The sequence below is a fragment of the Pseudoduganella dura genome (assembly GCF_009727155.1).
GTDB classification, from domain to species: Bacteria; Pseudomonadota; Gammaproteobacteria; order Burkholderiales; family Burkholderiaceae_D; genus Rugamonas; species Rugamonas dura.
In genome coordinates this window covers 6,776,033-6,801,798 of record NZ_WNWM01000002.1, presented here as the reverse complement: position 1 = coordinate 6,801,798, position 25,766 = coordinate 6,776,033, and the positions used below count along the sequence as shown (strand labels likewise).

25 protein-coding genes are annotated in these 25,766 nt (G+C 68.6%); 14 read left to right on the top strand and 11 right to left on the bottom strand.

Annotated features, from left to right (window positions below; all coding sequences use genetic code 11):
- Position 1: 1 nt before the first annotated feature.
- The 11 genes from GJV26_RS29325 to GJV26_RS29275 form a co-directional block, all read right to left on the bottom strand.
- Positions 2–760, bottom strand: a complete 759-nt coding sequence (locus GJV26_RS29325) for a type II secretion system protein (RefSeq protein ID WP_155712073.1) — start codon at positions 758–760, stop codon at positions 2–4.
- Positions 761–764: 4 nt separating this feature from the next.
- Positions 765–1,499: a hypothetical protein gene (locus GJV26_RS29320; protein ID WP_155712072.1), complete on the bottom strand. Its 735-nt coding sequence runs from the start codon at positions 1,497–1,499 to the stop codon at positions 765–767.
- Positions 1,474–1,953, bottom strand: coding sequence for a hypothetical protein (locus GJV26_RS29315; RefSeq protein WP_155712071.1), 480 nt, complete (start codon positions 1,951–1,953; stop codon positions 1,474–1,476). Before GJV26_RS29315 ends, GJV26_RS29320 begins: the two co-directional genes overlap by 26 nt.
- Positions 1,950–2,639, bottom strand: coding sequence for a hypothetical protein (locus tag GJV26_RS29310; protein WP_229419495.1), 690 nt, complete (start codon positions 2,637–2,639; stop codon positions 1,950–1,952). The genes GJV26_RS29315 and GJV26_RS29310 overlap by 4 nt, the downstream gene beginning before the upstream one ends.
- Positions 2,627–4,174: a hypothetical protein gene (locus GJV26_RS29305; RefSeq protein WP_229419494.1), complete on the bottom strand. Its 1,548-nt coding sequence runs from the start codon at positions 4,172–4,174 to the stop codon at positions 2,627–2,629. The genes GJV26_RS29310 and GJV26_RS29305 overlap by 13 nt, the downstream gene beginning before the upstream one ends.
- Position 4,175: 1 nt before the next feature.
- Positions 4,176–5,381 (bottom strand): type II secretion system F family protein, encoded by a 1,206-nt coding sequence (locus GJV26_RS29300; RefSeq protein WP_155712070.1) that lies wholly within the window; start codon positions 5,379–5,381, stop codon positions 4,176–4,178.
- Positions 5,381–7,090: a GspE/PulE family protein gene (locus tag GJV26_RS29295; protein ID WP_155712069.1), complete on the bottom strand. Its 1,710-nt coding sequence runs from the start codon at positions 7,088–7,090 to the stop codon at positions 5,381–5,383. Before GJV26_RS29295 ends, GJV26_RS29300 begins: the two co-directional genes overlap by 1 nt.
- Before the next feature lie 5 nt (positions 7,091–7,095).
- Entirely contained in the window at positions 7,096–8,877 is a 1,782-nt protein-coding gene (locus GJV26_RS29290) for a tetratricopeptide repeat protein (RefSeq protein WP_155712068.1), read from the bottom strand.
- Positions 8,874–10,793 (bottom strand): pilus (MSHA type) biogenesis protein MshL, encoded by a 1,920-nt coding sequence (gene mshL, locus GJV26_RS29285; protein WP_155712067.1) that lies wholly within the window; start codon positions 10,791–10,793, stop codon positions 8,874–8,876. Before mshL ends, GJV26_RS29290 begins: the two co-directional genes overlap by 4 nt.
- A 137-nt stretch (positions 10,794–10,930) precedes the next feature.
- Positions 10,931–11,899, bottom strand: a complete 969-nt coding sequence (locus tag GJV26_RS29280; RefSeq protein WP_155712066.1) for an ExeA family protein — start codon at positions 11,897–11,899, stop codon at positions 10,931–10,933.
- A 1-nt stretch (position 11,900) separates the two neighbouring features.
- Positions 11,901–12,560, bottom strand: a complete 660-nt coding sequence (locus tag GJV26_RS29275) for an ABC transporter ATP-binding protein (RefSeq protein WP_229427919.1) — start codon at positions 12,558–12,560, stop codon at positions 11,901–11,903.
- A 221-nt stretch (positions 12,561–12,781) separates the two neighbouring features.
- Here GJV26_RS29275 and GJV26_RS29270 point away from each other — a divergent pair, with 221 nt between their 5' ends.
- The 14 genes from GJV26_RS29270 to GJV26_RS29205 all read left to right on the top strand — a co-directional run bounded on the left by GJV26_RS29270 (position 12,782) and on the right by GJV26_RS29205 (position 25,765).
- On the top strand, positions 12,782–14,485 hold the full coding sequence (locus GJV26_RS29270; RefSeq protein WP_155712065.1) for a GspE/PulE family protein: 1,704 nt from the start codon (positions 12,782–12,784) through the stop codon (positions 14,483–14,485).
- The gene (locus GJV26_RS29265) at positions 14,485–15,711 is read left to right on the top strand and encodes a type II secretion system F family protein (RefSeq protein WP_155712064.1); all 1,227 of its coding nucleotides are present in this window, start codon (positions 14,485–14,487) and stop codon (positions 15,709–15,711) included. The genes GJV26_RS29270 and GJV26_RS29265 overlap by 1 nt, the downstream gene beginning before the upstream one ends.
- Positions 15,712–15,715: 4 nt before the next feature.
- Entirely contained in the window at positions 15,716–16,258 is a 543-nt protein-coding gene (locus tag GJV26_RS29260; protein ID WP_155712063.1) for a hypothetical protein, read from the top strand.
- Between the two features lie 68 nt (positions 16,259–16,326).
- On the top strand, positions 16,327–16,788 hold the full coding sequence (locus GJV26_RS30590; RefSeq protein ID WP_155712062.1) for a type II secretion system protein: 462 nt from the start codon (positions 16,327–16,329) through the stop codon (positions 16,786–16,788).
- A 99-nt stretch (positions 16,789–16,887) separates the two neighbouring features.
- Positions 16,888–17,079: a type II secretion system protein gene (locus tag GJV26_RS29250; RefSeq protein ID WP_155712061.1), complete on the top strand. Its 192-nt coding sequence runs from the start codon at positions 16,888–16,890 to the stop codon at positions 17,077–17,079.
- A gap of 35 nt (positions 17,080–17,114) precedes the next feature.
- Positions 17,115–17,684: a pilus assembly FimT family protein gene (locus GJV26_RS29245; protein ID WP_229427918.1), complete on the top strand. Its 570-nt coding sequence runs from the start codon at positions 17,115–17,117 to the stop codon at positions 17,682–17,684.
- Positions 17,685–17,692: 8 nt separating this feature from the next.
- Entirely contained in the window at positions 17,693–18,247 is a 555-nt protein-coding gene (locus GJV26_RS29240) for a type IV pilus modification PilV family protein (protein WP_155712060.1), read from the top strand.
- Positions 18,231–19,097: a prepilin-type N-terminal cleavage/methylation domain-containing protein gene (locus GJV26_RS29235; protein ID WP_155712059.1), complete on the top strand. Its 867-nt coding sequence runs from the start codon at positions 18,231–18,233 to the stop codon at positions 19,095–19,097. The genes GJV26_RS29240 and GJV26_RS29235 overlap by 17 nt, the downstream gene beginning before the upstream one ends.
- A 10-nt stretch (positions 19,098–19,107) precedes the next feature.
- A complete protein-coding gene (locus tag GJV26_RS29230; RefSeq protein ID WP_229427917.1) occupies positions 19,108–19,623 on the top strand; it encodes an agglutinin biogenesis protein MshP in 516 nt (171 codons plus the stop codon).
- Positions 19,620–22,829: a DUF6701 domain-containing protein gene (locus tag GJV26_RS29225; RefSeq protein WP_155712058.1), complete on the top strand. Its 3,210-nt coding sequence runs from the start codon at positions 19,620–19,622 to the stop codon at positions 22,827–22,829. Before GJV26_RS29230 ends, GJV26_RS29225 begins: the two co-directional genes overlap by 4 nt.
- Positions 22,830–22,960: 131 nt before the next feature.
- A complete protein-coding gene (gene pilM / locus GJV26_RS29220) occupies positions 22,961–23,926 on the top strand; it encodes a type IV pilus biogenesis protein PilM (RefSeq protein WP_155712057.1) in 966 nt (321 codons plus the stop codon).
- Positions 23,923–24,615 carry a PilN family protein gene (locus GJV26_RS29215; protein ID WP_155712056.1) on the top strand — a complete coding sequence of 231 codons (693 nt, stop codon included), beginning with the start codon at positions 23,923–23,925 and terminating at the stop codon, positions 24,613–24,615. Before pilM ends, GJV26_RS29215 begins: the two co-directional genes overlap by 4 nt.
- Positions 24,612–25,388 carry a type II secretion system protein GspM gene (locus GJV26_RS29210; RefSeq protein WP_155712055.1) on the top strand — a complete coding sequence of 259 codons (777 nt, stop codon included), beginning with the start codon at positions 24,612–24,614 and terminating at the stop codon, positions 25,386–25,388. The genes GJV26_RS29215 and GJV26_RS29210 overlap by 4 nt, the downstream gene beginning before the upstream one ends.
- A complete protein-coding gene (locus GJV26_RS29205; RefSeq protein WP_229419493.1) occupies positions 25,373–25,765 on the top strand; it encodes an MSHA biogenesis protein MshK in 393 nt (130 codons plus the stop codon). Before GJV26_RS29210 ends, GJV26_RS29205 begins: the two co-directional genes overlap by 16 nt.
- The last annotated feature ends 1 nt before the right edge of the window (position 25,766 follow it).

Below are 25,766 nucleotides of genomic sequence, written 5' to 3'. Positions count from 1 at the left end.
GTCATGGCAGCCTGCCGCCGGCGATCATCCGGTTGAACAGGATATTGGGCGATACCCAGATCACCAGGTCGTCATAGGCGCCGCCCGGCAATGCCGCATTTTCGCTGGCGCCGCGCGCGATGTAAGCCATGCCGGCCGGGTTCATGTTGACTTTTTCGTCCGCATTGCCGGTGCCGGCATCGGCCGCGCGCACGCCCAGGTCGGAGAAGCCGCCGTAGCCGTTCTTGCCGGCGGATACGATAACGGCGGGAATGTCGTTCGGCGCGGTGGCCGCGACCAGGTTGCCGGCGGCGTCGCGCGTGGCCACGGTGATGTCGCGCGGGGTCGACAGGCGGAAGCGCGCGGCGCTGTCGGCGAACTCCGGCGTCACGCTGTACAGGAACAGATGGCCCCAGCTGTCGAGCTTGGGCATGCCGAGTGTGGCCCACGGCAGGAAGCCGGTGCGGCGTTCATTGGTGCAGCGGTCGCCGGCGCGGTCTTCCAGCCCGTTGGCGGCGGAGATGGCCGGGCAGGGCAGGTAGCCGTTGCGCACCGAGAAGCCGATCAGCGCGTCGCGCGCGTCTTCCATCGCCCGCTGCGTGTCGGCCGTGCGGCGCTGTTCGAGCTGGGTGGACAGCGGCGTGATCAGGCCGCCGATCAGCAGGCCGACGACGACCAGCACGATCGCGATCTCGACCAGCGTAAAACCGGGCTGGCAACGCGTCGGCTTGCAGTGCGCGGACCGGCCGTGCGCCTTGGTGTTCGGGCAGGTGGTTCTCATCGTTTCATGGCAGCGTGCGCGCCGCCGACATCCTTTCATACAGCGTATCGAGTGGAACGGCCACCAGCAGGTCGTCGAACGGGCCGCCGGGAACGGCCGGGTCCGTCGAAGCGGCGCGCCGGATGAAACCGGTGGTGGCGAGATCGTTGGCGATCTCGTCGAGATTGCCTTGCGCGCCGTTGGCCTGCGACAGCCCGGCCACGCTGGTGCCCAGGTTGTTGCGGCCGTGCGAATACACCACGGCCGGCAGGCATTGCGCATAGACCTGGCACTCCGCCTGCCCGGCCTCGTAGCGCAGGTTGCCGTCGCCGTCGCGGGTCTGGACGCGCTTGGTGGCAATGGCCGACAGGCGCCGCAGCGGCGTGACCGTGTATTGCGGCGTGACGCTGTAGCGCAGCCGCTTGCCCCAGCTGTCCGCGCCTTCCACGCCCAGTGCCACCCATGGCAGGAAGCCGCTGCACGCGGCCTCGTCGGCGCAAGCCTCGGGACGCTCGCGCCCGTCGGTGGCGGAGATGGCGGGCCGCGGCAGGCGCCCGTGCGTGCTGGCGAAGCCGGTGAGCGCGTCGGCCGCCTGTGCCAGCACGGCCAGCGTGCGCCGTTCGCGCACCCGTTCCACGTCGCTGCGGCCGAACGCGGAGATCAGCAGCGCGGCAAAGCCCACGCTGCTCACCGCCAGCAGCAGCAGCAGCGCGGCGCCGCCCTGGCGGCGCGGGTCAGCGCGGTTCGCGGATCGTGCCATCGTTCGGGTCGACGCTCTGGCCGGGCTTGACCAGCACGCTGCCGCGCGGGGTCTCGACCGGGATCGCGCCCCCGGCCTTGTACCTGGCCAGCGTGGTCTCGCGCGGCTCGTCGTCGATCCATACCGTGGCGCGGCCGTCGCTGCGGCGCACCACGCCGGTCAGCCGCAGCGGCGCCGGCGGCGGCGCCGGAGTGCCCGCGGCCGGCCCGGTCATCGCGGCCGCCGCGGCTTGCTGCTCCTGGACCTGGATTTGCGCCTGCGCCTGCTGCGCCACGGTGGGCGCGCTGGCGCGGTCGCGGTCGAGCCGCATCCGCTCGTCCGGGGCCGTGAACAGGCGCCCCAGCGCGGGTTCGGTGTACTGGGCCGATACCGGCGGGGCGGCGAGGCACAGTGCCGCGGCCAGCAGGGCGGCGGACAGGCCGGGCCGGGCCGGGCGATGCAATGCGCGGCTCATCGGGCGGCTCCCGCGGCGCGGCGCACCCCGGGTGTCAGTGTCAGCCAGTGCAGCGTGCAGTCCGACGACAGGTTGCCCGCCGGCGCGGCGGCCGCGCTGGCCGCGCCGGTACCGGCGGTGCGCCGCATCGAGCACTGCTGCACCGTGAACACGCCGTGCTGGCGCAGGTCGACCAGGAACTGGAACAGGTCCATCTCGTGCACCAGGTCCATGTGCACCGTCATCCGGCTGCCGCGCAGCTGGTAGTCGCCGGTGGCCAGGCGGCCTTCGAGCTTGTAGGGTTGCTGCGGGTCGATCTCGTACGTCAGCGGCAACAGCCGCCGGCGTTCCTGGATCTGCCGGATCGCGTCCACCCAGTCGAGGCGGTTTTCGGCGCCGACGAAATGGCGCCGCTGCAATTCGACGAACAGCGGCTGGTACGAGCGGATCTCCTGCTTCTCGGATTCGGCATACAGGAAACGGCGCCGGGCGGCGTCGCGCATGTCGTGCGCCTGCCGTTCGTCCTGGCGCGCCTGCGCCAGCTGCAGGTGGCTGGCCAGCGCGCACGCCACGCTGACGAGGGTGACGGCCGCGAACGTGATCACCGCCGGGCGCACCACGGCGAAGTCGCGGATCCAGTACGGCAAGGCCCGGCGCGCAATGAAGGGCGCCCGGGCGGCGGGGGCGGCGGCGTTCAGGGATTCCATGTGAGGTCCAGCGTGAACTTGTTTTGATCCGGTTTCGCGCCGGCCGCGCCGGCGGTGCCGGACAGCTTGACGTTCGGGCGGATATCGAACGGCAGCTGGACGATTTCGACCGACATGCGCGGCATGCCCGCCAGCCGCTGCGCGAAGGCGTTCATGTCGCCCAGCACCCGGCGATAGTCGTCCGGCGCCGAGATGACTTCGGCCTGCAGCCGCAGTGTCTGCGCCGGCGCCGCGGGAATGCCCAGCGCCAGCGACGAGGTGGGCGCGACCAGCGCCGGCGTGCCGGCGGCGCCGGGCGACTGGCTGCTTTCGGCGCCCGGCACGCGGGCGCGCCAGTCGAGCTGCGTGATGCGGATGCGGGGCGACTTGTCGAGCGCCGCGCTGACCATGCCCAGCATGTGCAGCGGCCACGGCCCCTGCCTGGCGACCACGCGGTCGATCTGCACGGCGGCGCGCATGTTGGCGGTCTTGTCGACCGCCGGCGGCATGCTCGACATGCTGCGCTGGTAATTCGCGCGGTAGTGGGCCGTTTCGGAACGGAAACCTTCCGTATTGCCGTGCGCAACCGTATAAGAGGCCAGGTTGACGACGGTCCACGCCAGGCCGGCGACGGCCAGCACGGCGCTCGACGCGTACAGCGACAGCCGGGCACGCCACAGCCGGTAGTAGTTGCCGGCGGCGCCGGTGGGGAAGTGGCTCGGCAGGACATGCTTGCCGAGCATGGTCAGCAGCAGCGATTCGGCCACCTGCATCGGCTGCTCGGCCGATACCGGCGGGTCGAGCGGCACGATGCGGTAGATCGTCTCGGCGCGGCTGGTACATTGCCGGCCCAGGGCTTCGACCTGGGCCGCTTCGGCGAGGATCAGCACGTGCAGCACGTTGCCCCGCTCGAGCAGGCGCACGCTGGTGAGGAACTGCTGCGTCTTCGCGGTCTCGGCCGCCAGCGAGCGCACCGGGTCCTCGCCCGGCGTGCCCTGCACGAGCCGCGAGAACTTCACGGCGCCGTCGCGGAAATAGGTCTGGCGCACGCCCGCCGTGTGCCGGGTGACGAGCAGCACGTGCCGCTGCCGCACCTCCATCTTGCGCACCACCTCGCTGCCGAGCCGCGCGCACGAGTAGATGCCGGCCAGCGGCGTCTGCATCAGTTCCATCGCGTCGACCCACGGAGTCAGCAGCAGCGGGTTGGTCAGCGCCGTGAACACCACCACGTCGTCGCGGCGGCCTTCTTCGCTGCGGCCCTGCACGATGGCCGTGCGGTAGGGCGTGTCGCGGTAGTGCTGCAGCAGCCGGCGTTCGCGCAGCGTGCGGCCACTGCGGCCGCGCACGTGCGGCAGCAGCACCCGGGTGAAATCCTCCTCGATCAGGTCGGTCAGCAGCCAGGCGGGGCGGGCGCCCTGGCGGTCCAGGTAAGCCATGAAATCGTCCAGCCCGGCGCGCGTGGCGGCGAACACGTCCGGTCCCGACAACGTGTCGCGCTGCCACTGGTAGGCATGCAGCTGGTCGCTGGTGAGGTAGAAAAGCTGTTTCGCCAACATGTCAGATCCTGATCGCGCTGATCGTGTCGTAGATCGGGCCCAGTACCGACAGCATGATCCAGCCCAGCAGCAGGCCCAGCACCACCGTCATCGTCGGTTCGATCATCGACTGCACCCGCTCGATCTGCTCGCGCACTTCGCGGTTGTAGAAATAGGCCACGTTGCGCAGCGCGCCGTCGAGCGCGCCGGTGGCTTCGCCCACTTTCAGCATCCGCACCACCAGCGGCGGGAACACGCCGGTATGGCCGAACGCGCCGCTGACGCTGTGTCCTTCGGAGATCAGCTGCGCGGCGCGGCGCAGCGCCGCCGCCACGACCCGGTTGCCGGCGATGCCCTCGGACAGCCGGATGCACTCGAGGATGGTGATCCCCGAGCCGTACATCATCGCGAAGAAGGTGGCGAAGCGCGCCAGTATGATCTTGTGCAGCACCGGCCCCACGGGCCACACGCGCAGCTTGACGCGGTCGAACGCGAAGGCGGCGCGCTCGTTGCGGCGCAGCCACCAGCGCCCGCCGAACCACAGCGCGGCGGGCAGGGCGAGCAGCACGTGCCAGTAGCCGATGAACACGTTCGAGATGGCGATCAGGGCGCGGGTGTGCAGCGGCAGCTCCTGCCCCATGTTGCGGATGAAGCTCGTCAGCTGCGGCACCAGGTAGATCATCAGGAAAAACGTCACGGCCGTGACCACCACGAACACGATGGCGGGATAGGTGATGATCTTCTTCGCCTGCGCGGCCAGTTCGTCCTGCCACTTCAGGCTGTCGGCCAGGTTGCGGAACACTTCGTTGACCTTGCCGCTTTCCTCGCCGGCGCGCACCAGGCCCGTGAAGGTCTGGTCGAATGCCTCGGGATAGTTGCGCAGCGCGCTCGACAGCGGCATGCCGCCCTCGATATTCTCGATCAGGTCGGTGATGATTTCGCGGAAGCGCGGATGGTCCATCGAGTCGCGCAGGTCGTTCAGCGCGTCGAGGATCGGCACGCCGGCACTGGCCATCTGCTCCATGTGGAAGCAGAAGTTGATCAGGTCGCGCCGGTCGATCTTGCGGCGGCCGAGCGCGATCACCTTCTGGCGCGACTGCCGGCAGTCGATCAGGTCCAGCTCCATCCGGTGCAGGCGCAGCTCCAGGTCGGGCACGTTCAGCGCGTCCATATTGCCCGGCACGATCTGCCCGGCGGCATCCATGGCGCGGTAGATGAATTGCGGCATCAGGCCAGCCTGTCCGTCAGATCGACCACGCGCGAGATCTCGTCGATCGTCGTCACGCCCTGCAGCACGCGGCGCATGCCGTCGTCCACCAGCGAGCGGAAGCCGGCCGCATGGGCCGCGGCGCGCAGTTCGCGCACCGCGGCGCGGCGTGCCACCAGTTCATCGAGCTCGGCGTTCATTTTCAGCAGTTCCATGATCGCCACGCGGCCCTTGTAGCCCTGGTGCGCGCAACGCTCGCAGCCCACGGCGCGGTAGATCGTGACCGGGCTGCGGGTCGCGAGGGCATCGCCGGACTCGAGCCCGAGCAGCCGGCGCTCCAGGTCGTCCGCCTCGAAGCCTTCGCGGCAATGCATGCACAGCCGCCGCACCAGGCGCTGCGCGATGATGCCGATGATGTTCCCGGCCAGCACATCGGCGATCACGCCGATGTCGAGCAGGCGGGGAATCGCGCCCACCGCGGAATTGGTGTGCAGCGTCGAATACACCTGGTGGCCCGTCATCGCGGCGGCCAGCGCCATGTCGGCGGTTTCCTTGTCGCGGATCTCGCCGACCAGGATCACGTCCGGGTCCTGGCGCAGGATCGAGCGGATGCCGTCCGCGAAGCCCAGCTTGGCCGATTCGTTCACCGAGGTCTGGCGGATCATGTTCATCGGGTACTCGACCGGGTCTTCCAGCGTCATGATGTTGACGCCTTCGGTGTTGATGTGGTTCAGGATCGAATACAGCGTGGTGGTCTTGCCGCTGCCGGTCGGGCCGGTCACGAGGATCAGCCCGTCGGGACGGGCGATCATCAGCTTCAGGACGTCGAGTTCGTGCTCGGCCAGTCCCAGCCCGTCGAGCGGTACGATGCCTTTCTGGCGGTCCAGCACGCGCAGCACGAAATTCTCGCCGTGCGTGGTGGGCTGGGCGCTGGCGCGAAAGTCGATCTGCCGGCCGGAAAACTTGATCGCGATGCGGCCGTCCTGCGGCGCGCGGGTCTCGGCGATGTTCATGTTGCTGATCACTTTCAGCCGCACGGCCATCGCCGGCCAGTACGATTTGTGCAGGCTGCGGATCTGGCGCAGGATGCCGTCGATGCGGTAGCGGATGCGTAGAAAACTCTGTTCCGGTTCGAAGTGCACGTCCGAGGCGCCGTTCTGCACCGCGTCCGCCAGCAGCGCGTCGATCAGGCGCACCATCGGGTGGCTGTATTCGTCGGACGTGCCCTGGTAATTCGAATCGCCCGTTTCGATCTCCTGCAGGATGCCGTCGATCGACAGCTCGAAGCCGTAATACTGGTCGATCGCGCGGGCGATGTCCGAATCGTTGACCAGCAGCGGCGTGATCGTGATGCCCTTGACCAGCATGGCGTGGATCTGGTCCAGCGCGACGATGTTGCTGGTATTGGACATCGCCAGCACGAGATTGTCCCTGTCGCGCTCGTAGACGATCGGGAACACGCTGTAGCGCTTGGCCACGTCCTTCGGGATCAGCTTCAGCGCGATCGCGTCGACCACCAGGCTGTTCAGGTCGGCGGACTGGGTGTTGAGGTTTTCCGACAGCGCCTCGCGGATCGTGGCTTCGGTGACGAAGCCCATGCCCACCAGCAGCTTGCCGAGCGGCTCGCGCTCGCGCCTCTGCTCGATCAGCGCGATGCGCAGCTGATCCTCGCTGATCACGCCCTTGTCGATGAGTAGCTTGCCGATCGGCAGCTTTAACGGTTCCGCCATCGTGCTCAATTCCCCACGCGCGCGGCCGGCACCTGGGCATCGGCCGGCACGGGTGCCGGCACCGTCAGGGGAGCGGCCGCGGCAGCGCCGGCCGGGGCCAGCTCCTGCATGCGCCGCTGCACCGCCATCCGGTCGAAGGCGGCCGCGCCGCCGGCGGCCAGCGCAAGCGCCCGCCCGTAATAGTCGCGCGCCAGGCGCCCCTGGTTCAGGCGGTCGAGGCCGACGGCCAGGTTGAACGCATAGTCGGCGTTGTCCGGTGCCGCGGACCACGCCCGGAAATAGGCTTGCTGGGCTTCCTGCCAGCGGCCCTGGCGCGCATAGAGGTTGCCCAGTGCAAAGTGAACCGACGGCGCGTCCTGGTTGTTGCGCAGCACGCCCTTGAGCCGGATCTCGGCGCGGTCGCCGTCGCCCGGCCGCAGCCCGGCCAGGCCGGCGATCGCCTCGACATCGCGCGGATTGGCGGCCAGCAGGCGGGCGTAGAAGCCGGCGGCGTCGTCGTCGCGCCGTTCGCGCGCGGCGATCACCGCGCTGCCGAGCAGCGCATCGCGGTTGTTCGGGTCTTGGCGCAGTGCCGCCGCGTATTGCAGGCGCGCCGTGGCCAGGTCGCCGGCGCCGAACGCGGCGTAGCCGGCCTGCACCGCGGGGTTGATCGCCGGGGCGGACGCGCCGCGTGCCACCTGAACGTCCGCGGCGGGTGTGCCGGCCGGCGCGTAGGCCGGCGCGGACGCGCCGGGCGGCGGGACGTTGTCGGGTGCCCCCGCGTAGAGCGACTGCGCCTGCATGCGCGCCTCGCGGTCGGCACGTTCGTCCGCATCGCGCTGCGCTTCGCGGCGCGCCTCGGGGTCGGCGATCGCCGCCAGCTGCGCGGCCGTGGGGCCGGCTGTGCTGCCGGCGCGCCGGCCGCGCGAGGCCGCCGGGAGCGGGTCGGCCGGCACCGGCGTAGCCGCCGGCGGCACCGCGTCGGGCAATGCCTGTGTCGTGGCCGGGGCGGCGGCGCTGCCGCCACCGTACCCTGCGCCGTTACCGTTACTGTTACCGTTGGCATCGGTGCCGGGGGCGGGCGTGCCCAATGGACCGAACGGCGGAACGGCGGGGGCGACGGGGATGCCGCCATCGGCCGTGGCATTGGTGGCGCCGGTGGCGCTCGGCGGCGGCATCGGCACCATCGGCAGGCTGGCGCCGGGGCCCGGTCCGCTCACGGCCTGCCAGTACACATAGCCGAACGTGCCGGCGACGATCACGAGGATGGCGGCGAGCCCGGCCAGGCGCAGCTGGCCCATGTCGATGCCGGACGTGTTGTCGTTTCTTCCTGCCGTGCTGCGCGGGACCGCCCGGCGTTCGGGCTGGGCGGAACCGCGGCGGTTGTCCGGCATCGCGCCGGCCGGGCTGGCGGCGGCACGGGCGTCGGCGACGGGAATCTCGGCGCTGTCCGTGCGGGCGCGCGCGCCTTCGTGGCGGGCCTGCGGCGGTACCGGGTTATGTGTTGCCTCCACTGCCGGCTGGATCGGCGGCGGCGGCGGCGGTGACGACGGCAGCGGCGGCGCCGGTTCGGCGCGCGCCGGCGCATCGAGCGGTTCCAGGCTCAGTTCCAGGCCGCCGCCGAAGGCCGGCGCCGGGCCGTCGATGGCCGCGTTGCCCATGCCCGGGCTGTCGATGCCCGCGCCGCTCCCGGCCGGCGTGTCGGCGGTGCCGTGCTCCATGTACGGCGCGTCCCGCAGGTCTTCCTCCTGCAGGCCGCTCTGGCGCGCGCGCTCGGCTTTCTTCAGGGCTTGCATCAGCAGGCTCATGGCGACACCGCCGGCGGCGTGACGCCATACGGTTCGCGGTTCAGCGGCTCCTTGCCCGGCAACAGGTGGCGCAGGTCGCGGTAATCGCCTTCCATGCTGGCATCCCTGACGACGACGGCGCGCAGGAAGATCACCAGTTCGGTCTTGCTGGTTCCTTCGTTACGGTAGGACAGCAGGTTGCCGAGCAGCGGCACCCGCGACAGCAACGGCAGCCCATCCTTGGTATTGTCCACGGAATCCTGCATCAGGCCGCCCATCACCGCGGTCTGGCCGCTGAACAGCTTCATCACCGATTCCAGCTCGCGCGCCTGGATCACCGGCACGTTGCTGGTGACGCCGAGCCGCGCCAGTTCCGGATTCGGATCGGGCACCTGGTCGACGATCCGCGTGATGGTGGGCCGCACGTTCAGCGTGATTTCGCCTTCGTCCGAAATCTGGGGTGTCACGCTCATCACGAAGCCGACCGGCACCGTCTCCACCCGCGATTCATAGGTGGCCGGCGACGCGATGCCGCCGCTGGAATTGGTCACGGCGGGCGTGACCTTCAGCGTGAAGAAGATGTTGTTGTCGACCACTTTCAGCAGCGCCGTCTGGTTGTTCAAGACGCTCAGCTTCGGACTCGACAGCACCTGCACCTTGCCGAACGATTCCAGCAGCTGGATGGCGGTGCGGATGTTGCCGATCGCGCTCAGCGGGTTGAAGTAGGTCAGGCTGAACATGCCGTTGCTGTTCGCGTTGACGCCCGTCAGCGGCCGGTTCGAGTCCATGTTGCCCTGGCCGAAGACGGCGCCGCCGCTGGCCATGCGCTGCCAGTTGATCCCTTGCTGGTACTGGTCGGACAGGCGCACCTCGAGGATGGTCGCCTCGATCATCACCTGGCGCTTGGCCGCGGCCTGCAGCGTGTCGAGGAATTCGCGCACCTTGTCGTGCTGGCGGCTGCTGGCGCGCACGGTGACGATGCCCGCTTCCGGGTTGACGATGACGGACGGGGCGATGCGCTGGGCCGCCGCGCGTCCCTGCGCCGCGCCGGCCTGCACGCCGGGGTAGCCGGCGTCCGCCGGCTGCGTGGCACCGCCCGGCGCCGTGTAGGCCGGCTGGTAACCGCCGCCTTGCGCCGCGCCCTGCTGGTTACTCGGCTGGCCGGGCTGCTGGCCCGGTTGCTGTCCGGCCTGCTGGGCGCCGCCGCCCGGCGCGGCCATCATGGCCGTCTGTTCGCGCAGTTGCGCCAGCGGATCGGCCAGCGGGTCGTTCAGGTTGGTTGGCCGCAGCATGTCGCGGATGTTCTTTTCCAGGTTGTACCAGAAGTTGTTGTCGGCCCGGTTCGTGACGACGGTCGTGGAGTTGTTATTGCCGGACGACATGCTCGTGCCGGCCGCCGGCAGCGTACCGGCGCCCGTGTTCGAGCCCGTGACGCTGGTACCCGCCGAACCGCCGGTCGTTGATATCTGCGTGGCGATATTGACGTTGCTGCTGGTACTGCGCGCGATATTGACATAATCGATGCGGTAATTGCGCCAGTGCGCTTCGTCCGGCAACACCAGCAAGGTGCTGCCGTCGATCTCGTAGCGCATGTCGACCTGCCGGGAAATTCTTTCCAGCAACTGCTGCAAGGTCTGGTCGAGGGCATTCAGCGTGACGACGCCGGTGATCGCCGGGTGCACGTCCACGTTCATGCCGGCATCGCGGGCCAGCGCGAACAGTACCGATTCCACCGGCGCGCGGTGCACGGTGACGCTGAAGGTCTCCGCCCGCGCGGCCGCCTGCGGCCGCGGCAGCGCGGCGCTGTGCTGCACCGGTTCGGGAATCGCCCCGGCCGGGCGGGGCGCCTCGGTCACGTGGGCCGGCGACACGGGCAGCTTTGGCGCGGCGCAGGCGCCGAGCAGCGAACAAAGCATGGTGGCAGCGACTTTTTTCATTGTTATGGTTGCCGGTCAGATTCAGAAGTTGCGTTGAAAAGTTGCGTTGCCCATTTGCGTCGAACGGTTGCGTCGGACGCTTGTGTTGAACGGTTGCGTTGGCCAGGAGACGTGGTGCAGCGCGGCTGCAGGGTCGATCATAATGACAAACCCGCCGGATGTGCAAACGCGCGCAAGCCGAGCCCGCCCAGCAGCGACGCCAGTGCGGGCCATGCCCACCACAGCGACAATACCACCAAGGCCGCGCCCAGCGCCGCGGCGGCGAGCCGGCGCGCGGGCCCCGGCGCCGCCCGGTGCGAGGAAACGAAGCTGCATTCGCGTTCGGCGAGGCGCACGTGGCGGTGCTGCACGACCGCCGCGTCGTCCGCGTACGCGGCCAGCAGCGCCTTGTCCGCCAGGATGTTGACACGCCGAATGATACCGCGTGACGCCCGCGCGATGCGCCGCGTTGACGCGGCGGTAAACAACGCGCCGTCGCGGTGGCCCGCCGCGCGCAGCCGGAAGGCCAGGAAAGCGCCGACCTGGGCCGTTGGCAATGCGGGCACGAACAGGCTGTGCGTGATGCGTTCGGCCAGTTGCCGCATGCGCGGCAGGGCCAGGTGCGCGTCCAGCTCGGGCTGGCCGAACAGCACGATCTGCAGCAGCTTGTGCCGTGCCGTTTCCAGGTTCGTCAGCAGTCGCACCGCTTCCAGCGTCTCGAGCGGCATCGCCTGCGCCTCCTCGATCAGCAGCACCACCTGGCGGCCGGCCGCGTGGCGCGCGATCAGCTCGTCGTTCAGCTGGCGCAGCGCCTGGTCGCCGCGGCGTCCCGACACGTCGAGCCCCAGTTCGGCGGCGATCGCGTACGGCACCTCGGACGGCCCCAGGCTCGGATTGACGAGCCACAGCACGTCCACGTGCGCCGGCAGGCGGCGCTCGAGCATCCGGCACAGCATCGTCTTGCCGCTGCCCACCTCGCCGGTCACCTTGACGATACCTTCGCCCTGCGCCACCGCGTACAGCAGCGCCGCCAGCATGTCGCCGCGCGTGTTGCCGCCATAAAAGAATGCGGGATCGGGCGTGATCGAGAACGGCGCCTGCCGCAGGCCGAAGTGGGTAAAGTACATGTCAGCCGACCGCGTCCAGGAATGCCTGTTCCAGCGAGGCGGCACCGTAGTGGCGCAGGCACTCGTCCGGCGTGCCGGCGAAGCGGATGCGACCGCCGTCCAGGATCGCGATGCGGTCGCACAGCTCGCCGATGTCGGCCAGCGCGTGCGACGTGAGCAGGATCGCCGCGCCGCCGGCGCGCTGTGCCGACGCGGCGCGCTTGAACAGCGCGCGTGCTTTCGGGTCGAGCCCGCTGGCCGGTTCGTCCAGCACGTACAGGCGCTTGTCGAGGAGCAGCGTGGCGGCCAGGCCGAGCTTTTGCGTCATGCCCTTCGAATAGTGGCGCGCGGTGCGCCGCAGGGCGCCGGCATCGAGTTCCAGTGCCTGCAGCATCGCCGTGGTGGCGGCCCCGTCCGGGCGCCGCCCGTGCAGCGCGGCGACGTGGGCCAGGAATTCTCCGCCGGTGAGGTGTGCCGGCGGGCTGAAGCGTTCCGGCAGGTAGGCCAGCTGACGGCGCGCTGCCGGGAGCGTGCTGGCCAGGCCGAAGATCGCGATGGCGCCGCTGTCGATGGCGCAGAAGTCCAGCAGGCAGCGCAGCAGCGTGGTCTTGCCGGCGCCGTTGACGCCGGCGATGCCGAGGATTTCGCCGGGCGCCAGCGCGAGGTCGACACCGTCGAGCACGGTTCGCCCGCTGTGGCGTCTGACGACATGACTCAAGCGCAGGGCCGGTTCGGGCATTCGGTAAGGATTTTGCATTGACGATTCGCCACTGTAGCAAAGAACCGACGCCCGGCGCCAGTGCGGGAGCAGGGTTTTCTAGCTTGCGGGCAATATTTCGATCTACAATGGCCGGCTATGGTCATCGAACCGGTGACGAACCTGAAGATGGGAGCAGCGCGTATATGGCAAGGCCGGAAAAAGTAAGGCTCGGGGAGATCCTGGTCCAGCAAAAACTGCTGTCCGAGGAGCAGCTCGGCCTGGCGCTGGCGGAGCAGAAGCGCAGCGGGCGCAAGCTGGGCCGCGTGTTCATCGACAGCGGCTATGTCACGGAAGAGCAGATCGCCGGCGCGCTGGCGCGCCAGCTGAACATTCCATATATCAACCTGAAGTTCTACAACATCAACCCGGAGCTGGTGCGCCTGCTGCCGGAGACCCAGGCACGGCGTTTCCGCGCGCTGGTGCTCGAACAGCGCGACTCGGGCATGCTGGTCGGTATTTCCGATCCGACCGACCTGTTCGCCTATGACGAGATTGCCCGCATCGTCAAGCAGAACATCGAACTGGCGGTCGTCAACGAAACCGAGGTGCTGGCGGCGATCGACCGCATCTACCGGCGCACCGAGGACATCACCGACCTGGCCCGCGAGCTGGAAGAGGAGATGGGCGACAGCTCCGTCGACTTCGGCGCACTGGCGGCCAATCCGAACCTGGAAGAGGCGCCCGTCGTCAAGCTGCTGCAGTCGGTGTTCGACGATGCCGCCCAGGTGCGCGCCTCGGACATCCACATCGAGCCGCAGGAAAGCCGCCTGCACATCCGCTTCCGCATCGACGGCGTGCTGCACCTGCAGACCCAGGCCGATATCAAGATCGCGCCGGCGCTGGCGCTGCGGCTGAAGCTGATGTCGGATCTCGATATCTCGGAAAAACGCCTGCCGCAGGATGGCCGCTTCGCCGTGCGCGTGAAAAACACCCGCATCGACGTGCGAATCTCGACCATGCCCACGCAGTACGGCGAATCGATCGTGATGCGGCTGCTGTCGCAAGGCAGCGCGAACCTGCGGCTCGATGCGATCGGCATGCCGCGGCCGCTGATGGAGAAGTTCCGCGCGATCGTGGCGCGGCCGAACGGCCTGGTGCTGGTGACCGGGCCGACCGGTTCCGGCAAGACGACCACGCTGTACAGTGCGCTGGCCGAGCTGAACTCGGTCGAGAAAAAGCTGATCACCGTCGAGGACCCGGTCGAGTACCGGCTGCCCGGCATCAACCAGGTGCAGGTGAACGAAAAGATCGCCCTGAGCTTCGCCCGCGTGCTGCGCTCGGCGCTGCGGCAGGACCCGGACGTGGTGCTGGTGGGCGAGATGCGCGACCAGGAAACGGCGCAGATCGGCCTGCGTGCGGCGATGACGGGCCACCTGGTGTTGTCCACGCTGCACACCAACGACGCCGCCAGCACGCCGCTGCGGCTGATGGACATGGGCGTGCCGCGCTACATGGTGGCCAGCTCGCTGCAGGCCGTGCTGGCCCAGCGGCTGGTGCGCGTGATCTGCGAGAGCTGCACGCAGCCCTACACGCCGACACCGACCGAGCGCGAATGGCTGAGCCTTGAACTGAACGACAAGGTCGACATGGCGCGCTATTTCCACGGCAAGGGTTGTTCGCATTGCAACGGCATGGGCTACCGCGGCCGGACCGGCGTCTACGAGCTGCTGGAGATGACCAATGCCGTCGTGGACGCCGCCAACGACCCCGATCCGGCGACGTTCCTGAAGGCGGCGCAAATGGAAATGGCGGGGCAGACGCTGCGCCGGCACGGCGTGCAGCTGGTGGTGCAGGGCCGCACCACCATCGCCGAGGCGATGCGGATCAGTAACCAGCAAGAGGATTGATGCCTTATTTCGCGTACAAGGCGCGCGACCCGCGCGGCCAGCTGTTGCAGGGCGTGCTGGAAGCGGCCGATAGCGGGGCCGTGGCCGACCAGCTGCTGGGCTCGGGCGCCACGCCCGTCTCGATCGCGCCCACGCGCGCGCCGGCGAAGGCGGCCGGCGAGGGTTTCTGGGCACGCCTGATGGAAAAAAAGGTCACGTCGCTCGATGTGCAGCTGTTTTCGCGGCAGATGTACACGCTGCTCAAGTCGGGGGTGCCGATCATGCGCGGCCTGGCGGGCCTGCAGGAATCGGCCGTGTCGCCGGCGTTCGCCAAGGTGATCCGCGACCTGCGCGAATCGCTCGACGCCGGCCGCGAGCTGTCGGTGGCGATGCGGGGCCACCCCACCGTGTTCAACAACTTCTACCTGTCGATGGTGCGCGTGGGCGAGATGACGGGCCGTCTCGACGAAGTGATGCTGCGCCTGTTCGAGCACCTGGAATTCGACCGCGACATGCGCGGCCGCGTGAAAAGCGCGCTGCGCTATCCGATGTTCGTGGTGATCGCGATGGTGATCGCGATGTTCATCGTCAACATGTTCGTGATTCCCCAGTTCGTGCAGGTATTCAAGAGCTTCAATGCCGAGCTGCCATTGATGACCCGCATCCTGATCGCCACGTCGGGCTTCACCACGCAGTACTGGTGGATGCTGTTCGGCGGCGCGGCGGCGGCGGCGGTCGCGCTGCGCGGCTGGGTGCGCACCCCGGCGGGAGAGCTGCGCTGGGACCGCTGGAAGCTGCGGGTGCCAATCGCGGGCAAGATCATCCACAAGGGCACGATGGCGCGCTTTGCGCGCAGCTTCGCGCTGTCGTCGAAGAGCGGGGTGCCGATCGTGCAGGCGCTGACCGTGGTGTCGCAGACCGTCGACAATGCTTATCTGAGCCAGCGCGTGGACCAGATGCGCGAGAGCGTGGAACGGGGCGAAAGCATCCTGCGCACCTCGGTCACGGCGGGCATTTTCACGCCGGTGGTGCTGCAGATGATTGCCGTGGGCGAGGAATCCGGGTCGCTCGACGAACTGATGGATGAAATCGCCCTGATGTACGAGCGCGAGGTCGATTACGAACTGAAGACGCTGTCCGCGCAGATCGAGCCGATCCTGATCACCTTCCTGGGCGTGATGGTGCTGATCCTGGCGCTGGGCATCTTCCTGCCGATCTGGAATCTGGGCCGCGCGGCCCTGCATTGACGTGATGGCGGCCGTGCCCGGAAACAGGGTCGCATGCGCGGGCGCACCCGCCGTGCGCCGGCAGGGGGGCGCGACGCGCTTCGAGTTCGCCGTGTGCGTCGTCGTCTTTGGCAGCCTGGCGGGCGTGCTGTCCTGCTATTTGTTGCGCTACCGGGCCGAGGCCGAACTGGCGGGCGTGCGCTACCACGTGGCCGGCATGCGCACGGCACTGGCGGGCAAGGCCATGGCAGCGCAACTGGCCGGCGACACGGCGGCGGTGCAGGCACTGGTGGGAAGCAACCCCGTCAAGCTGCTGCGGAGCACGCCGCCGGGCTACCGGGGCGAAATGGATCGACGAAATGACAAGGAAATCCCTGCCGGAAGCTGGTTTTTCGACAGAAAACAACGAACCCTTGTATATTTGTTCAGCGGCAATACAACTTTTTCCGACATGCGCTATGCACGTTGGAGTTTCCGTGTAGAATCACTTTGCTTGCCCACGAACAACGCCAAGCCGCCAGGAACGCCAGGGAAACTGAGCGTCGCCCTTCACCAGGTAGACGGTTGAACAGAATGTAAAAAGCATTTTTGTGTCGCTTCCGTCACAACATTCTTTTTGTTACGTTGGAGATTCTCATGCAATTCAAACAAGCTTCCCTGTCGCACTCGTCCTCCCTCCGCGGCCAAGGCGGTTTCACCCTGATCGAACTGATCGTCGTCATCGTCATCCTCGGCATCCTCGCGGCGACCGCGCTGCCGAAGTTCGCCGACATGAGCGGCGACGCGCGCCGCGCCAAGATGCAGGGCGCCCGCGGCTCGGTGCAGAGCGCCGTGGCGATCGCCCGTGCCCAGTGGCTGGTCAACGGCGACACCGCCGCGACCAAGGTTGTGCTCGAAAGTACCGATATCGCCGTGCTGAACGGCTACCCGACCGCGGTATCGATCGCCACGGCGGCCGGCCTGGATGCCAACGATTACAAGTTGACTACCGTAGACGGCGTGGTAACGATCGCCGAGCCGAAGAAGGCCACGTGCGCGTTCACGTACACTGCCGCCACCGGCGCGGTCAGCGGAGCGCCTACGCTGGGCAACTGCTGATCGGCATGCCTCGCCCGATGACGGCGACCCGATGACGGCCAGCCCCGCGCGGATTTCCGCGCGGGGCTGGTGCCATTTCAACCCTCACTTCCTATCGCCATGACAGCCAAGCGGATACGAACGGGCGGTGCGGCGGCACACGGCCAGGGCGGTTTCACGATGATCGAACTGACGGCCGTCATCGTGGTACTGGGCATCCTGGCGGCCACGGCCCTGCAACGCATCGCCGACATGGGCGCCGAGGCCGCGACCGGCAAGGTGGGCGCGGCGCCCGGCCTGGACGATTGCTGATACCGTTGCATTTCACTATTCCATCGACCGATACAGTGATTTCTTTCCGCCCGCCGCATCCAGGTGCCCGGCTGCCCGGACCCTTTTCCGGGCAGCGCGGCTTCACGCTCGTCGAACTGATCCTCGTGATCGTCATCGTCGGCATCCTCGGCGCCATCGCCGCTCCCCGTTTCTTCGACCGCGGCACGTTCGACGTGGCCAGCTATTCCCAGCAGGTCAAGGCCCTGGTGCGCTACGCCCAGAAGCAGGCGATCGCCCAGAACCGCAACGTGTTCGTGCGCCTCGATGGCGCCAGCGTGGCCCTGTGCTACGATGCGGCCTGCACCGCCAGGGCGACGCCGGCCGCGCGCAACAACAGCGGCAGCGCCGCCACGCTCGCGCGGTGCGCCAACTTCAACGACTGGGCTTGCGAAGGCGTGCCGAACGGACTGACGATCAGCGCGACGCCGATGTTCTACTTCGATCCCGCCGGGCGGCCGTTCAACGCCGCTGACGGCGCGGCCGCGGTCACCAGCACGTTCGTCAACCGGCTGGCCGTGCGCGTGAGCGGCGGCGGCGCCAGCCGCGATACGCTGGTCGAACCCGAAACGGGCTTTACTCGATGATATACCCGATGCGGCAGCGGCAATACCGCATGCGCCAGGGCGGCCTGACGATGATCGAGCTGATCATGTTCATCGTCATCGTCGGCGTGGCCGTGGTCGGCGTGCTCGGCGCGATCAGCCTGAACACCCGCAGCGGCGCCGATCCGATCGCCCGCAAGCAGGCGATGGCGATCGCCGAAAGCCTGGTCGACGAGATCCGCGCGGCGCGCTTTTCGTGGTGCGACATCAGCGAACCCGAGGTCTACCAGTCCGCCACGTCGTCCGCGCAGTGCACGATACCCGAAGCGGTCGGCAAGGAAGCGGGCGATGGCGCCCGCCCGTTCCATAATGTTAACGATTACGTGACGGCCTACGGCACGCCGGCGGCCTACGCGACCGATGTCGCGGGCAATCCGTTCCCCGCCGGCTATGCCGCGACGGTGACGATCGCGGAAGTGGCGCTCGGACCGGCGGCCAGTGCCGTGCCGGCCACGGCATCGCTGCGCATCCTCGTCAATGTCGCCTACGGCAACGGCACGGTGACGCTGGAGACCTACCGGACCCGCTATGCGCCCAACAACTGATACCGGCCGCGCGCTCACCCGGCGCCAGCGCGGCTTCACGCTGGTCGAGGCGATCATTGTCATCGTCATCACCGGCATCATCGCCGGCATGGTGGCGATCTTCATCCGCATGCCGGTGCGCAGCCAGGTGGACACGCAGGCGCGCGCCGACATGGCCGACGCGGCCGACCTGGCGCTGCGCCGCATGACGCGCGAGCTGCGCCTTGCGCTGCCGCACACGGTGACGGTGTTCACCAACCCGGTCGCGATCCAGTTCCTGCTGACCAAGGCGGGCGGCCGCTATATCGACGTCAACGATCGTCCGCCGGACACGCTGCTGCCGCTCGATTTCAGCGGCGCCAGCAACGGGTTCGACATGGTCGGCACGGCACCGGCGGGCCGCCAGGCCATCGTGGCGGGCGACTACATCGCGATCGCCAACACGGATGCGCTGCCGGCCTACGCGTGGGCGTTCGACGGCGCCGCCGACAATATTTCGCAGGTCGCCGCCGTCAACGGCAGCCGGGTCACGCTGCAGGCCAACAAGTTCCGCGACACGGTATCGCCGTCGCAGAGTTTCCAGGTCGTCACCGGCACCGTCACCTATCTGTGCACGCCGGCGGCGAACGGCGCCGGCACGCTGCAGCGCTATTTCACGCGCCGCATCGTGCCCGGCGTGGGCAACCTGGCGGCGCTGAACGATACGGCCACGCCGCCGATACTGACCACAATGGTCGGCGGGTGCAACTTCAGCAACAACCCGCTGCGCGGGCAGAACGCCGGCTCGCTGATGACGCTGGTTCTGACGCTGCAGCACGCCAACGGCGAACGCGCGCAGCTGAGCCGCCAGACCCAGCTGGACAATCCCTGAGGAACCGGCCGTGAAAATCCATGCCGTGAAAATCGAAGCAATGACCATCGAAACGCCCATCGAGTGCGAGCCGCGAGCCCTGACCGCAGCCCATTACCCCCGTCACCTGGCCCGCAGCCGCGGCGTCAGCATCGTCACGGCGATCTTCCTGCTCGTCGTATTGTCCGGCATCGGCGCGGCGATCGTCACGTTCGCGACCGCGCAGCAGCAGGCGTCGGCGCTCGACCTGCTGGGTACCCGCGCCTACGAAGCGGCTCGCACGGGCATCGAGTACGGCCTGTACCAGCAGCAGCAGGCGGGCGGCGGCGCGTGCGGCGCGAATTTCACGGCGCCCGGCACGTTGTCGCAGATGACGGTATCGGTGACGTGCGTGCAGGCGCCGCCGAACGTGATGGCCGACGGCGTCACGACGCTGACCCAGACGACGATCACCGCCACGGCCTGCAACCAGCCGGCCAACGGTGCGTGCCCGAACGCGGCGCCGGGCGTCGATTACGTGCAGCGCGTGGTGCGGGTGGTGCTGTGACGGCGGCGATCCGGTCCATCCTGTCGATGCTCTCCGTGCTGCGCGGCGCTTTGCCGGCGCTGGCGATGCTGCTGTGCGCACCGGCGCTGGCGGACACGCCGATCACGCTGTTCAAGAGTTTCGCCGGCAACATCAACATGACCGGCACGCAGAAGACGCTGCGCACGGCATCGAACAACTCCAATGCCTGCTCCACGGCGGAGTCGGTGACGATGAACCTGTCGGGCATACCGAACGGCAGCACCGTGCTGGCGGCCTACCTGTACTGGGCCGGGTCCGGCGGCACGGCCGACTACGCGGTCACGTTCGACGGCAAGGCGATCTCGGCGCCGGCCAACCGGCGTTATGCGTCGGCGACGGTGGGCTACAACTATTTCGGCGGCGCGGCCGATGTCACCGACCAGGTCAAGGCGCGCGGCAACGCCAGCTACACGGCCGGCGGCCTGACCATCAACAAGGACCTGTTCTGCGCCGTGCAGGGCGTGCTGGGCGGCTTCCAGCTGCTGGTCGTCTACAGCCAGAGCTCGGAAACCTTCCGCGTGCTGAACGTGTACGAAGGCTTCCAGTACATCCGCAATTCGTCGGTGGAGTTGACGCTGGCCAATTTCCTGACCCCGAACCCGATCGGCAGCCTCACGGGCCGCGTGGGCCACATCACGTGGGAAGGCGACAGCACACTGCAGGGCGGCGGCGAAACGCTGCAGTACAACGGCGTCGAGCAGGCCGACTTGTACAATCCGACGGGCAACCAGTTCAATTCGATCAGCAGCGTCAACGCCGACCAGTATTCCTATGGCATCGACTTCGACGTGTACACGGTGAAGTCGCCGGTGATCGCCGGCGGCCAGAAGTCGGCGAAGACGCTGTACACCTCCGGCAACGACCTGGTGCTCCTCAATGCCGAGGTGATCGCCGCGCCGAACGTGCCGGCGACCGACCGCGGCGTGACGCTGACGCTGAACGGGCCGCTGGTGCCGTCCTCCGCCACCACCTACACGATCAGCGTGGTGAACAACGGGCCGATGGACGAGGGCGGGCCGCTGACGGTGAGCGGCACGCTGCCGGCCGCGCTCATCTACGGCGGCGCCAGCGGCTCCGGATGGAGCTGCGCCGTCCAGGGCCAACTGCTGACCTGTACCTATTCCGGCCTCGTGACGAAGAATACGACGCTGCCGCCGATCACGCTGACGGTGACGCCCGGCCTGTCGGCCAGCGGCCTGGTGTCGTTCGGCGTGACGGTGGGCGGCAAGCTGTTCGACTATTACGACGGCAACGACACGTCGACCGTCAGCACCCGGGTCGGCAACCAGACGTTCACGCCGGTCTTCGTGTTCACCGACAAGGAATGCGTGCACAACCGCGCGTTCGGGCATGCGCAGCAGCCGTGCAAGCGCCTGACGCCGGATTTCGTGCTGGCCAACAAGGACCTCAGCACGTTCATCACCTACGTGGCGAAGGACGTGCCCACGGCGCTGGCCAGCACGGAAACCACGCTGCCGATGCGCTTCGCGCTGAGCTGCCACAATCCCTCCACCACCGCCGGCACCAAGGGCAGCTACAACCTGCGCAGCGGCACGGTGACGCTGCCCGCCTGCGAGCCGAACGGCGCGATACCGGCGCAGAACTCCGCGGCCTGGAGCACGGCCAGCAATATCCGTTATCCCGCCGGTTCGCCGTCGAGCCGGGCCACCACGGCCAGCGACGACGACGACCCGGCCGATTTCCTGCTGCGCTACCCGGATGTGGGGCGGATCGAACTGTTCGTTACCGACAACCAGGCCCGGCTGGGCTCCACCGGCGCCTTCGTGTCGAAGCCGAACCGCCTGCTGCTGCTGGCGCAGTCGACCAACAAGGCCGGCGACCCGGCCAGCGCCGCCGATCCGCGCTTCGTGACGGCCGGCACGCCGTTCACGATGACGGTGCGGGCGATGATGGTCGACCTGTCGACGCCGGCGCCCAATTTCGGCCGCGAGGACGACCCCGTGAAGATCAAGCTGGTGGTCGGCGCGGCGACCACGGCCGACGGCAGCCCGATCGCGGCGATGGTGACGCGCACGAAAGACGAAGAACCCGTCGGCAAGCTGTCGCTGGGCAAGAACGCCACCTTCGGGCCGTTCAGCGCCGGCATCGCCACCGGCAGCACGTTCATCTTCGACGACGTGGGCGTGATCCGCGTCGAGTCGATGATCATGCCGACCGCGGAAGAGCTGCTGCAGAACAGCGCGATCGAGAAGGGCTCGTACCTCGGCAGCGGCAGCGTGGATGGCACGCCGATCAACGTGGGCCGGTTCTACGCGGATCACTTCGATACCGTGGTCACCGGGCCGATGGCCTGCCTGGCGGCTGCCCAGTGCCCCGATCCGAAACCGGTGCCGGTGCCGGCGGCGAAGATCGACACGATGGCTTATTCGCTGCAGCCGTTCACCACGGTCGTGACGGCGCGCAGCGCCACCGGCGCGGCGTTGAACAACTACCGCCTGGAGCTGGCGCGCGACGTGGCGCTGGCGCCGTTCACGGCGCCGAACGGCACGACCGCACAGCGTTCGCCGTCCTCCACCACGTCGTCCGGCACCGTGTATTCCACGCTGTCGAACAAGGCGATCGCCGCCAGCGCATTCACCGGCGGCGTCGCCACCATCGCGCCCACGTACGCGTTTCCGGCGGCGCTGGCCTATTCGCCTACCGCGTCGACGACGTCGCCCTCTCCGGTCTCCGTCTACCTGCGCGCGACCGAAAGCAGCGGCACGGATGCGGTCACGTCGCAGCGCGCCGCGGCCGTCGAAGGCGGGGTGCGGATCGTGGCCGGCCGCCTGTTCGTACCGGATTCCGAGGGCTCGGCGGCGGGAGCGCGCAACATTGCCGTCAAGGCGCAATTTTTTGCCGGGCAATGGGTCGACGCCAGCACCGATTCGACGTCGGCGTTCACGTCGGCCGACGTGCGCTTTTCCGAGTGCGAGAAGCTGGCCAACGGTCCAGCCTGCAAGCTGGCGCTGACGGTCAACAGGCTCGCGTCCGCGACGCTCGTCGACGGCGCGGGCACCGTCATGCTGGCCGCGCCGGCCGCCGGCAGCAACGGCTCGGTTTACATGTGGGTCAGTACCAGGGAGGGGGTGGCGCTGCCGGTCTGGCTGCCGAGCATGCGCGGCAAGCTCATCTATGGCACGCGGCCACCGAACCCGTACATCTATTTGCGTGAAATTTATTAGGCGTTCGTGGCTTCCGGGACAAAAAATCCGCCGAAAATAGCGTTTTGCTACCGGAACACACTGGAATCTTGAATATAATCAAGTAACTGCAATGTTTTTTTCAAGCATCACCCGATATCGGAACAGGCGCGATGGCTTTCTGGCACAAGGCGAAAAAGAAGGAAGGCTGGCTGGCGGTGAATGCCGGCGCGGCGGGCGTGACGGCGGCGGTCGTGCGGCGCACGGTGGGAGACCGGCCGGATGACAAGGCCGCCGGCAAGCCGGCGGTGCTGGCGGCCGCCTTCCACCCCTGCACGCGCGCCGAGGCGGCCGGCCTGATCGCGCGCGTCGGCCGCGAGCTCGGCGCGGCGGAACACCTGTGCACGAGCGTGCTGGTGCCCGGCGAATACCAGTTGCTGGCGCTGGAAGCGCCGAACGTGCCGGCCGACGAGCTGAAGACGGCCGTCGGCTGGCGCCTGAAGGACATGATCGACTTCCCCGTGCCGGAAGCCACCATCGACGTGCTGGACATCCCGGTGGCGCCGAACGGCCCCGCGCATAACCACCAGGTGTTCGCCGTGGCGGCCCGCAACGGCATCATCGAGGCGCTGCAGAACCTGTATGTCGAGGCGAAAGTGGACCTGGGTGCCATCGACATCCCGGAAATCGCGCAGCGCAACGTGTCCGCGCTGCTGGAGCCGGCAGGGCGCGGCCTGGCGATGCTGGCGTTCGACGAGCACGGCGGCCTGCTCACGGTGACCTTCCGCGGCGAGCTGTACCTGGCGCGCCGGATGGACATCACGCTGGGCCAGGTGGAAGGCCCGCTGGAGCAGCGGCAAAACCTGTACGACCGCATCGCCCTTGAACTGCAGCGTTCGCTGGACAATTTCGAGCGGCAGTTCCAGTATGTGGCGGTATCGAAGCTGGTGCTGGCCCCCACCGGCAGCTCCGGCCTGCACGATTACCTGTCCGCCAACCTGTACCTGCCGGTCGATCCGCTCGACCTCGATACCGTGTTCGATCTCGACAAGGTGCCCGAACTGCGCGATGCCGCGCAGCAGGCGCGCTTCTTTACCGTGCTCGGTGGCGGGCTGCGCGATGAGGGCGCCGTGGCATGAGCCAGCAGATCAACCTGTTCAACCCGCGCTTTCGCAAGGAAAAGCGCTACTTCACGGCGAACTCGCTGGCGCTGATCGTGGGCGCGGCGCTGACCGGATCGGTGGCGCTGGCCGTGGCGGCGCACGGCCGCGTCGCCACGCTCGAAGCCGAATCGGCCGAGCTCGGGGAGCAGGTGCGGGAAGCCGAGAAACGCAAGGAAACCACGCTGGCCGGGCTGGTGCCGCGGCCGAAGGATGCGGCGGTGGCGCAGGAACTGGCGCGCAGCGAGGCGGAGGAGGCGGCACTGCGCGGCGTGACCGATATACTGGAACAGAACCGGGTCGGCGATCCACGCGGCTATTCGGCGTATTTCCAGGCGCTGTCCCGCACCCGGGTCAGCGGTCTGTGGCTGACCGGCATCGACATCGGCGGCGCCAACGCCGACATCGGCCTGAGCGGCCGGTCGCTGCGCGCCGAACTGTTGCCGGGCTACCTGAACGGCCTGGCGCGCGAGCCGGCACTGCGCGGCAAGGCGTTCGCCCGGGTGGAGATCGTGCGGCCGGGAGTGCCGGAAGTGCGGCTGGGCGGGCCGGTGCGGTCGACCGGCACGGCTGTCGCGTTGCCCGCCACGGCCGGCGCCGATGGCCCGGCGGCGCCCCCGCCGTATGTGGAATTCACATTGCAGGCCCGCACGGAGGTGGCCCGATGAAGGCGTTGTGGCTGAAATGGACGGCGCGCATCGATGCGCTGTCGCTGCGCGAACGGGCGATGACTTGCCTGGCGGCCGTGGCGGCGGTGATCTTCATTGCCTACATGGGCTTCATCGAGCCGGCCGGCGCGCGCGAACGCACGCTGCGGGGCATGCTCCTGGAGCAGCACGCGCAGATCGCCGGCATCGAGCTGGAAATCGCGCAAAAGACGGCGGCGGCCCGGGCCGATCCGGATGCGGATGCGCGCAAGCGGCTGGCGGCCGTGCGCGCCGGCAACGAGCGGCTGCGCGCCAGCCTGCGCACCACCCAGGGCGCGCTCGTGCAGCCGGACCGGATGAGCGTGCTGCTGCAGCAGATGGTGCAGCAGAACGGCAAGCTCAAGCTGCTGTCGTTGCGCACGCTGGCGCCGGCCGGCACCACCGACGGCCATTTCGCCGACGCGGAAGACGGTTTCGCCGGCGGCCCGGCGCTGCCCCCGACCGCGCTGTCGACGACGCCGCCCGGCGCAGCAGCAGGGGCGGCCATCGCTCCGGGGTCTGCGCCGGGGTCTGCGCCATTACTGCCGGCGGAGCCGCTGCTGTACCGCCACGGCGTGCGCATCGTGCTGCAGGGCGCCTATCCCGACATGGTGGCCTACATGGCGGCGCTCGAGCGGCTGCCGGCCCGGCTGTACTGGGGCCGGGCGGTGCTCGATGCCTCGCTGCACGACAAGGCGACGCTGACGCTGACGTTGTATACCCTGAGCCTGGACAATGAATGGATCGCCCTGTGAACCCGCTTGCCATGATGACGCTTGCCGCCGCCCTGATGCTGCCGACGGCCGCCGGGGCGCGGACCCAGGTGGCCGACCCGACCCTGCCGCCGCCCGGCCTCGACGCGCTGGCGGCGGGCGCCGAGGCACCGCCGGCCGCGCCGCCCGGGCCCACACTGCAATCGATCCTCGTCTCGCGCGAGCCAGGCGGGCGCCGTATTGCCGTGATTAGTGGCGAAATGGTGCGGCAGGGCAGCCGCCTGGGCGGCGCGGTGGTGGAATCGGTGGGCGAGGACCGCGTGGTGCTGCGGCGCGGCAAGACGCGCGAAGTGCTGCGCCTCCATCCCGACCCGTCCGGGAGGCGCGCCACGCCGGCCCGGCAGGCAGGACAACAATGAA

Excerpts from the sequence above, each read along its gene's own strand:
- GJV26_RS29315 (WP_155712071.1), bottom strand. The coding sequence starts at position 1,953 with ATGAGCCGCGCATTGCATCGCCCGGCCCGGCCCGGCCTGTCCGCCGCC.
- GJV26_RS29290 (WP_155712068.1), bottom strand. The coding sequence starts at position 8,877 with ATGAGCCTGCTGATGCAAGCCCTGAAGAAAGCCGAGCGCGCGCGCCAG.
- pilM (WP_155712057.1), top strand. The coding sequence starts at position 22,961 with ATGGCTTTCTGGCACAAGGCGAAAAAGAAGGAAGGCTGGCTGGCGGTG.
- GJV26_RS29270 (WP_155712065.1), top strand. The coding sequence starts at position 12,782 with ATGGCAAGGCCGGAAAAAGTAAGGCTCGGGGAGATCCTGGTCCAGCAA.
- GJV26_RS29265 (WP_155712064.1), top strand. The coding sequence starts at position 14,485 with ATGCCTTATTTCGCGTACAAGGCGCGCGACCCGCGCGGCCAGCTGTTG.
- GJV26_RS29215 (WP_155712056.1), top strand. The coding sequence starts at position 23,923 with ATGAGCCAGCAGATCAACCTGTTCAACCCGCGCTTTCGCAAGGAAAAG.
- GJV26_RS29325 (WP_155712073.1), bottom strand. The coding sequence starts at position 760 with ATGAGAACCACCTGCCCGAACACCAAGGCGCACGGCCGGTCCGCGCAC.
- GJV26_RS30590 (WP_155712062.1), top strand. The coding sequence starts at position 16,327 with ATGCAATTCAAACAAGCTTCCCTGTCGCACTCGTCCTCCCTCCGCGGC.
- GJV26_RS29305 (WP_229419494.1), bottom strand. The coding sequence starts at position 4,174 with ATGTTGGCGAAACAGCTTTTCTACCTCACCAGCGACCAGCTGCATGCC.
- GJV26_RS29235 (WP_155712059.1), top strand. The coding sequence starts at position 18,231 with ATGCGCCCAACAACTGATACCGGCCGCGCGCTCACCCGGCGCCAGCGC.
- GJV26_RS29280 (WP_155712066.1), bottom strand. The coding sequence starts at position 11,899 with ATGTACTTTACCCACTTCGGCCTGCGGCAGGCGCCGTTCTCGATCACG.
- GJV26_RS29260 (WP_155712063.1), top strand. The coding sequence starts at position 15,716 with ATGGCGGCCGTGCCCGGAAACAGGGTCGCATGCGCGGGCGCACCCGCC.
- GJV26_RS29210 (WP_155712055.1), top strand. The coding sequence starts at position 24,612 with ATGAAGGCGTTGTGGCTGAAATGGACGGCGCGCATCGATGCGCTGTCG.
- GJV26_RS29295 (WP_155712069.1), bottom strand. The coding sequence starts at position 7,090 with ATGGCGGAACCGTTAAAGCTGCCGATCGGCAAGCTACTCATCGACAAG.
- GJV26_RS29250 (WP_155712061.1), top strand. The coding sequence starts at position 16,888 with ATGACAGCCAAGCGGATACGAACGGGCGGTGCGGCGGCACACGGCCAG.
- GJV26_RS29205 (WP_229419493.1), top strand. The coding sequence starts at position 25,373 with ATGGATCGCCCTGTGAACCCGCTTGCCATGATGACGCTTGCCGCCGCC.
- GJV26_RS29320 (WP_155712072.1), bottom strand. The coding sequence starts at position 1,499 with ATGGCACGATCCGCGAACCGCGCTGACCCGCGCCGCCAGGGCGGCGCC.
- GJV26_RS29310 (WP_229419495.1), bottom strand. The coding sequence starts at position 2,639 with ATGGAATCCCTGAACGCCGCCGCCCCCGCCGCCCGGGCGCCCTTCATT.
- GJV26_RS29300 (WP_155712070.1), bottom strand. The coding sequence starts at position 5,381 with ATGCCGCAATTCATCTACCGCGCCATGGATGCCGCCGGGCAGATCGTG.
- GJV26_RS29240 (WP_155712060.1), top strand. The coding sequence starts at position 17,693 with ATGCGGCAGCGGCAATACCGCATGCGCCAGGGCGGCCTGACGATGATC.
- mshL (WP_155712067.1), bottom strand. The coding sequence starts at position 10,793 with ATGAAAAAAGTCGCTGCCACCATGCTTTGTTCGCTGCTCGGCGCCTGC.